The following is a 6446-nucleotide window of genomic DNA, read 5'->3' on the forward strand; positions in this document are numbered from 1 at the left end:
GGTCGTCAGTTTAGAAAACTGGCGACCCTTTTGTGATAAAACAATTATATCTGTTTGTGAAATAATTGATTAACAATTTTACTAATTTCTTCACTGAATAAAATTATTGCTAGTCCTACCATAATCGTGAACAACGAAAACGAATCCAGGAAAATACCAATAATTGTAATGAGCATCCCCAAAAACATGATTAATGCAATAAGTTTATTGTTATGATTTAATTTATGTTTCATAAGACGACATCCTCCTTTAAATAGTGATATTTGTGTTTATTTTTAATATGAATGTCCAAACAAGTTTATTATACGGGTAATATCATGCTTAGTACAAATCAAAGCTGAAAAGCGACGTGTCCAACTTAAAATAAATTTTATCTTGAAAGATAACGACAGAAACTTATAATTACGTTACAATTAATATTGAAAACGTTTGCATATTAAAACGTGTCTATTAATTTTAGGGGGAGCTACGATGATAGCAAATTTAGAATGGTTAGATGACCCGACTGTCTTTAGAGTTGGCAAATTACCAGCTCACAGCGATCATACTGTTTATCGCTCAGCAGCAGAAGCAACACAAAAATCATCAAGTCTAATTAAAAGCTTAGATGGTACTTGGCAATTTAATTTTGCTAATACACCAGAACAAAGATTACTTAATTTTGAACAATTAGATTTTAGTACTGAGCAGTTTAATGAGATTCAGGTGCCTGGACACATTGAATTGCAAAATTATGGCCAAATTCAATATATTAATACACTTTATCCATGGGAAGGTAAAACATATCGCCGACCACCATACGCTTTAGGATCAGATAATACATATCCAGGTATTTTCAGTGATGCTGATGATAATACTGTCGGTCAATATGTAAAAACATTTACCTTACCAGAAAATTTCACCAATCAAGATGTGCATATTCAATTTGATGGTGTCGAAGAAGCCATGTATTTATGGTTAAATGGCCAATTCGTTGGTTATTCAGAAGATAGTTTTTCACGGGCTGAATTCGATTTAACACCTTATTTACAAGTTGGTGAAAACAAATTGGCCGTGGAAGTATTTAAATACAGCACAGCAGCCTTTATTGAAGATCAAGATATGTTCCGTTTTTCAGGGATTTTCCGCAGTGTGCGTTTAATAGCTATCCCTGCAGTGAATGTTGTTGATGTGCACATTAAGCCAGTTGTGAGTGCTGATTTGCAACATGGTGACTTCTCCGTTACCTTAACACTTGCTGGTGAACTAGCTGGTGCACATGCCCAAATCGTTGTTAATGATCCAAAAGGAATAGTTGTATTAGATAAGTCAGTGGCGGCTAATACAACAACGACACTAGCACATGAGATTTTTGATGAGATTCAGTTATGGTCACACAAGCAACCTAATTTATATACGTTAACCGTGACGATTTTTGATGCAAAACAACAAGTTGTTGCAGTCGCACCTTATGAATTTGGTTTCCGTCGTTTAGTTAAAAATGACCAAAACCAAGTCACATTGAATAATGTGCCCTTGCATTTGAATGGCGTTAATCGTCATGAATGGAGCCCAACAGGTGGTCGTAATGTGAGTTTGGCTGAGATGGCAGCTGATATTCAAATTTTCAAAGATCATCATATTAATGCCGTTAGAACATCACATTATCCAAATCAGGTACCTTGGTACGGTATGTGTGACGAGGCAGGTATTTATATGATGGCCGAAACCAATTTGGAATCACATGGTTCTTGGCAGAAAATGGGGGCAGTAGAACCTTCTTACAATGTGCCAGGTTCAATTCCAGAGTGGTTAGATGTTGTCATGGATCGTGCAAAATCTAATTTTGAACAATTTAAGAATCATCCATCTATTTTATTCTGGTCATTGGGTAATGAATCATATACCGGTGATAATATTGCTGCAATGGATGCATATTTCAAATCAATGGATGATTCACGATTAACACATTATGAAGGTGTTTTCCAAAATCGTGTTGACGAGGATCGTATTTCAGACGTCGAGAGTCGCATGTACGCTCATCCCAATGAAATTGCCGAGTATCTAGCTAATAACCCTAAGAAACCATACTTAAACTGCGAATATATGCATAGTATGGGTAATTCCGTTGGTGGCTTTGATGAATACGTGCAGTTGTTTGATAAATTTGATACGTATCTAGGTGGTTTCATTTGGGACTATATTGATCAAGCTCTATATGTCACTGATGAAGTAACGGGGCAACAAGTTATTCGCTATGGGGGTGACTTTGACGAACGCCATTCAGACTATGAATTTTCTGGTAATGGGATTGTCTTTGCAACCCGTCAACCTAAACCAGCAATGCAGGAGGTAAGCTACTATTATGGACGCTACGACAACGAATAAACTACAAGTCGTTTATGGTGATGGTTCATTAGGAATTAAAGGTGCTAATTATCATTACTTGTTTAGTTACGAAAAAGGTGGCTTGGAATCTTTGCAGGTTGCTGGTAAGGAGTGGCTGTATCGGGTACCTAAACTAACTTTTTGGCGTGCTACGACTGACAATGATCGTGGTAGTCATTTTTCTACTAAATCGGCCATGTGGTTAGGTGCAGATATGTTTACTGAAGCAACAGATGTGAATGTTAATGTCGACGGTCAAGAACTAGGTCAGCCTATTGCACCAGGCAATAATCGTTTTTCAACTGAGGAGTTTGCCGATACGGTATCATTAACCTATACATTTTTAACAGCAACTGTACCACAAACAACGGTTAAAGTAACTTATACAATCGCTCATGATAGTGTATTAACGATTTGTGTTGCCTATACTGGTCATGAAAATTTGCCAGAATTACCAACATTAGGCTTACGTTTTGTTATGCCAACGTTAGCTGATGGTTATCGTTATGATGGCCTATCAGGTGAAACTTATCCTGACCGTATGGCAGGTGGTCGTCTTGGTACATACGAAGTTAATGGCTTACCATTAACGCCTTATATGGTGCCACAAGAAATGGGCATGCATATGCAAACATCACAGGTATCAATTGCACGATCAACATCTTTGAACAACGCTGATTTTTCAAAAGTAACGCAATATTTGACATTCGCCCAAACAAAAGAGAAATTCGCATTTTCGGCTTTGCCATATTCAGCGCTTGAATTAGAAAACGCCACGCATATGGAAGAATTACCAGCACCAAGAAGAACCGTCGTCACTATTTATGGTGCCGTTCGTGGTGTTGGTGGTATTGACAGTTGGGGGACTGATGTGCAACAACCGTACCATATTGATGCAACGGCTGACCATGTATTTGAATTTGTTATTCAACCAAAATAAATTAAAAATGATTAAAAGCTATGTTGACGGTAAAAAACGACATGGCTTTTTTAAATGCAAAAAAAATTCACCAAGTGTCCTAAAATATCTGTTACAATATGAAACTGTGTTCAAAAAGAAAGAGGTAGAAGAAATTGGCATATTTTAGGTGGCTTTATCGAGAAATAACATCAATTAACACAGCCGGTAGCATTATGCTGGCATTTATTTTTGGTGTACAACTAGCACTTTTCTTAAGTAATCCAATCACATTATTATCAGTCATTACATTGTTTGCAACCTTATTGGGTTCAGCATGTACAGTTTATATGATGATTGGTAAACCTATTAATGGTTTATTGGGGTTAATCAGCGCACTAGGTTATATTTATATTAATTGGCAGGCCGGACATTATGCTTCTGTCTTGGATCAATTTGTTTTTATTCTATTAATTGATTTGCCGTTAATTATGACTTGGAAAACCTGGGGTCATCGTATTGTAGACGGTGTAAAATTCTTACATATTCGTGGTTGGGTCATTACACTTGCTGTGATGCTATTACTATGGGTACCCGTTATTTGGATTTATACACACCTAGGTGATACGAACCCAGTTTGGGATGCAATTGTCTTGATTATTGGTGCAACAGCCTCAATTTATGTATTTATGGGTTATGGTGATTCATATACATTATGGCTATTGTCAGACTTTGTTAATATCTGCTTATGGATTTCAGCACTCTTTGCTGGTTATTCAGCTAGTTCATTACCAATGTTATTAACAATGGCATTCTACTTAGTAACGGCTCTATATGGTCGATTTTGGTCAATCTGGAGTGGGAAGCAGAATAAATAAGGGCATTATTATAAATAGTAAAAGCGTCTAACCCTTGGCTTGGTTAGACGCTTTTTGTAATTAGAAATGGGACTCTATTACATAATTATAATAACACCAGAACATGTAGTTTTCAACACTAAGATGTCAGGTTGTTAAAATTAAATGCGATAAGATCAGATAGATACGCACTCTTTTCGTGATATTTAAAGAAAATAGTAGAAAAACGTTTAATTATAGATTGTTTTAATATTTGGTCACTATGATAACTACTGTAGGTGGATGGAAATCTACCTATATTTTTACTACAAGGTGTACCTATGTTGTCAAGAGGCAATATAGGTACATTTTATTTATGTAATGAATAAATATATTCAAAATTTTAATGAATATGACTAAACTTCATTTCAAAAATGTGTTAAGCTTACATAAATAATAAACGTTCCACCGGGAACTTGTCGTTTAGGCAATCATTAACTTATCATTAGGTCATTGAAGATAAGTTAATGATTGCCTTTTTATTTTTGGAGGTTTGTATGACTTGGTTATACCTTGTTTTGGCTGGTGTTTTTGAAGTTGTTTGGTCTAGCACCATGAAACTCAGTAATGGTTTCACTAATTTATATTGGTCAGGTGCAACAGTTGTGGGCATGATTGCAAGTTTTCTTTTTTTGGCAATGGCATTAAAACACCTACCATTAAGTTTAGCTTATCCAATTTGGACAGGAATTGGGGCAGTCGGTGCCATTATTGTCGGGGTTTTCTTTTTTGGGGATGTTCTGCCACCTATAACTTGGCTTTTCATTGGCTTATTAGTGATTGGTATTATTGGCATTAAAATAACTAGCGGTTATTAAAAATTGGCAAATAGATCGTCTTTGTTAGATAATTTAAAGCCTACCAAGTTATGAAACGAAACATAACCTGGTAGGCTTTTTAAGGTATATTGATTCCTTTCATTGCTAAATTATCAATACATTCTTGATAATATGTGGCATTGTGTTCGGGATAAATAGGCGTTGTAGTAGGTACTATTAATAAAGAAGTATACGGTGCTTCCTTGGTACCACGATAAAATGGATTCAGCCATAATGAATTAGGCGAATAACCACGACGTTGCATTTCCTGCATAACTTTTGAATGATATTGAAATAGTTTATATGGGGAATGTGTAAATACATAGTCAACAGTCCGATGCTTCTTACCCCAGCCACCACCACGTAACGCACAGCATTCTCTATGTTGCCCTAATAGTTGTTGGCGGGGTAATTTTGATAGTAAGTTTTCATGCCATAGGCGCATAGGGATACCCTTTCTAATGATTTTGGGGATGCTTGCTTGATAAAGACGAGTCGTTTTTTCAATGTACTCACTATTATACTAATTAATTTCATTAATTTGATTAAATTAGCGAAGTTTATTTCTAAATTCGAAATAATTATTATGATAAATTGAAATTTGTTGTATCTTTCCCGTATAATGAGAGAAAAGGGAGGTATATTTCATGATTGTTTTACATATTATATTTGGAATTATGATCGTTGTAGGCGCTTTTGCAACGGCAATTTCATTTCAGGGTGACACTGATAAATTGACTAAATGGCAAAAGTTTTCATTAATTCTAACCACATCTGCAATTGGTTTAACTGTTGTGACCGTTATTTCAGTATATGCATCAATTTACATCGGTCTATTACTATTGTTGATGTTAGCAGTATCTGAGTATTTTGCTTTTATCCGTGTCGCACGTGGTAAGTAATTATTAACATTATTTTTATAGACTTGTACTAAACCGGTCAAATATTGACAGGAAGTTCACGTCATTGACTGGTTGAAAAAGTGTTGGATTAAAACCCACTTTTTTGGCCAGTTTTATTTTGGATGACGAATTCTACTGATACAGGCAAACATAATTGAATTTGAATACAAGATACCTGGTTCTCTTGTTAAAAAGTATATGCTATGATGGTGTTAATTTTTTGTTAGGAGAATATTTTATGTATGCAGGATATTTATATTTGATCATTGCTATTATTTCTGAGATCATTGGCTCAAATATGGTCGTTAGTACCGAGGGATTCACCAAATTGAAGCCAACTCTGATCTGCTCCTATCCTAGTATTTGGTACATAAATTTCTGAACAGTTGTGCCATAATTAATAAAACAAGATAGGAACATTCCAATGAAACGATATCAAGATGATTTTAAAGCCAGCATTGTGAAGATGCATCGTGAAGAGAAAAGATCTATTCGCTCGCTTTCCGAGGAATACGGTGTTTCTCCAGCCGCAATTCATAACTGGGTTAAAGGCGCTAAATCAGTT

8 protein-coding genes and 1 pseudogene are annotated in these 6446 nt (G+C 35.6%); 7 read left to right on the forward strand and 2 right to left on the reverse strand.

The annotated features are described in order from the left end of the window. Positions 1-44 precede the first annotated feature (44 nt). Positions 45-233, reverse strand: coding sequence for a hypothetical protein (locus tag G7Y65_RS08885; protein WP_042494172.1), 189 nt, complete (start codon positions 231-233; stop codon positions 45-47). A gap of 238 nt (positions 234-471) precedes the next feature. On the opposite strand from G7Y65_RS08885, the gene G7Y65_RS08890 reads away from it, so the two are divergent. The 4 genes from G7Y65_RS08890 to G7Y65_RS08905 all read left to right on the forward strand — a co-directional run bounded on the left by G7Y65_RS08890 (position 472) and on the right by G7Y65_RS08905 (position 4979). After that, on the forward strand, positions 472-2367 hold the full coding sequence (locus G7Y65_RS08890) for a glycoside hydrolase family 2 TIM barrel-domain containing protein (protein ID WP_141926796.1): 1896 nt from the start codon (positions 472-474) through the stop codon (positions 2365-2367). Then, entirely contained in the window at positions 2345-3307 is a 963-nt protein-coding gene (locus G7Y65_RS08895) for a beta-galactosidase small subunit (protein ID WP_165314823.1), read from the forward strand. Before G7Y65_RS08890 ends, G7Y65_RS08895 begins: the two co-directional genes overlap by 23 nt. A 194-nt stretch (positions 3308-3501) precedes the next feature. Then, positions 3502-4143, forward strand: a complete 642-nt coding sequence (pnuC, locus tag G7Y65_RS08900; RefSeq protein ID WP_228180005.1) for a nicotinamide riboside transporter PnuC — start codon at positions 3502-3504, stop codon at positions 4141-4143. A gap of 515 nt (positions 4144-4658) precedes the next feature. Then, positions 4659-4979 carry a DMT family transporter gene (locus tag G7Y65_RS08905; RefSeq protein WP_042494157.1) on the forward strand — a complete coding sequence of 107 codons (321 nt, stop codon included), beginning with the start codon at positions 4659-4661 and terminating at the stop codon, positions 4977-4979. Positions 4980-5058: 79 nt separating this feature from the next. Here the strand turns inward: G7Y65_RS08905 and G7Y65_RS08910 are convergent, their stop codons facing one another. Further along, complete coding sequence (locus tag G7Y65_RS08910) at positions 5059-5424, reverse strand: TIGR02328 family protein (protein WP_042494154.1); 366 nt, start codon at positions 5422-5424, stop codon at positions 5059-5061. Between the two features lie 202 nt (positions 5425-5626). On the opposite strand from G7Y65_RS08910, the gene G7Y65_RS08915 reads away from it, so the two are divergent. The 3 genes and pseudogenes from G7Y65_RS08915 to G7Y65_RS08920 all read left to right on the forward strand — a co-directional run. Continuing rightward, positions 5627-5881 carry a hypothetical protein gene (locus tag G7Y65_RS08915; RefSeq protein ID WP_042494151.1) on the forward strand — a complete coding sequence of 85 codons (255 nt, stop codon included), beginning with the start codon at positions 5627-5629 and terminating at the stop codon, positions 5879-5881. A 238-nt stretch (positions 5882-6119) separates the two neighbouring features. Then, a pseudogene (locus G7Y65_RS09395) lies at positions 6120-6224 on the forward strand (SMR family transporter); the annotation flags it as partial. A gap of 81 nt (positions 6225-6305) precedes the next feature. After that, a partial coding sequence (locus G7Y65_RS08920) for a transposase (protein ID WP_165314824.1) occupies positions 6306-6446 on the forward strand: 141 nt, incomplete at its 3' end.

The organism is Weissella sagaensis (assembly GCF_010306265.1).
GTDB lineage: Bacteria > Bacillota > Bacilli > Lactobacillales > Lactobacillaceae > Weissella > Weissella sagaensis.

Coding starts and splice junctions, on each gene's coding strand:
- G7Y65_RS08915 (WP_042494151.1), top strand. CDS start 5,627: ATGATTGTTTTACATATTATATTTGGAATTATGATCGTTGTAGGCGCT.
- G7Y65_RS08890 (WP_141926796.1), top strand. CDS start 472: ATGATAGCAAATTTAGAATGGTTAGATGACCCGACTGTCTTTAGAGTT.
- pnuC (WP_228180005.1), top strand. CDS start 3,502: ATGCTGGCATTTATTTTTGGTGTACAACTAGCACTTTTCTTAAGTAAT.
- G7Y65_RS08905 (WP_042494157.1), top strand. CDS start 4,659: ATGACTTGGTTATACCTTGTTTTGGCTGGTGTTTTTGAAGTTGTTTGG.
- G7Y65_RS08910 (WP_042494154.1), bottom strand. CDS start 5,424: ATGCGCCTATGGCATGAAAACTTACTATCAAAATTACCCCGCCAACAA.
- G7Y65_RS08895 (WP_165314823.1), top strand. CDS start 2,345: ATGGACGCTACGACAACGAATAAACTACAAGTCGTTTATGGTGATGGT.
- G7Y65_RS08885 (WP_042494172.1), bottom strand. CDS start 233: ATGAAACATAAATTAAATCATAACAATAAACTTATTGCATTAATCATG.